This is a genomic window from Saccharopolyspora oryzae, from assembly GCF_027853915.1.
GTDB classification, from domain to species: Bacteria; Actinomycetota; Actinomycetes; order Mycobacteriales; family Pseudonocardiaceae; genus Saccharopolyspora; species Saccharopolyspora oryzae.
The window spans coordinates 1-1,110 of sequence record NZ_JAQGLA010000197.1; the positions used below are offsets into that span (position 1 = coordinate 1).

Genomic DNA, 1,110 nt, shown 5'->3' on the forward strand with positions numbered 1-1,110 from the left:
TCGACCGCGTACCGCGCCGAGCAAGACCCGCACTCCTGCGCCGTCGGCGGCCTGGCACCGCTGGTGGGCGACACGCAGCGGTGCTCGGCATTGCTGTCCCTGGTCAAGGTCGCCCTGTGCCACTACCGCGCCGACCTGCCGCCGACCCCCTTCGACGGCGCCGATCTGTCCGAATTGGACGGTGCGCCGTTCTGCCGCCTGGAGGCACCGCAGCCGTGGCTGAGCCGGCACCAGGACCGGCCGAGGTACGCGGCGATCAGCTCCACCGACACCGGGAGCGCTGCCCACGTGGTGGTCGCCAGCGCGGACACCGCCGGTGCGACGCATCAGGTGACGTGGGACGAAGGCATCGGAGCCGTGCTGCTGCCGCTGGACGGCGACGACGGCGAGGAGCTCGCCGAGCAGGCACGTGAGTGCCTGGCCGAACTGGACTCCGGCCGGGACCTCCGCGCCTTGGCGGGGGAGCGCTGGTCGGACCGTCAGCCCGCGCGCTGCACCGCCGTCCTGGTGGCGATGGACGAAGCCGGCATGCGGGTGGAGCTCGAAGCGGCGCAGCGGGGCTTGCCGCAGACCGTCGCCGAGGGCGGCGAGTGGGCGACCCCGTCCGGCAGCTTCTGCACGGCACGCCCGATCGGCCCCGGGCGGATCGCCTTCGTCTACCCGGGTGCGTTCACCGCGTACCCCGGCGTCGCGCGGGACCTCTTCCGGCTATTCCCGGAAACCCTGGCGCTGTTCGAGGAGAACGCCGAAGAGCCTGCGCACCGGTTCCGGCACCGGGCCCTGTACCCCCGGGCGGTCGGCGGCCTGGACCGGCGGGCGTTGCTGCGGCACGAGGCCGACCTGCTCGACGACACGCCCTCCATGCTCATCGCCGGGAGCAATCTCGCCGTCGTGCACACCCAGGTGCTGCGGGACGTGCTCGGCATCGAGCCGGACGGTGCCTTCGGGTACAGCCTGGGCGAGGGCAGCATGCTCGCGGCCACCGGCGTCTGGCAGAACTCGCCCGCCAACGACGCGGCGATCATGAGCACCCAGCTGTTCCAGCAGGAGCTGGTCGGGCCGAAGCGCATGGTGCGCGAGACCTGGGGCGTGCCCGACGACGTCCCGGAC

1 pseudogene is annotated in these 1,110 nt (G+C 73.1%); it reads left to right on the plus strand.

Annotation, left to right across the window (positions count from 1 at the left end):
• A pseudogene (locus OU415_RS38225) lies at positions 1-1,110 on the plus strand (polyketide synthase); the annotation flags it as partial.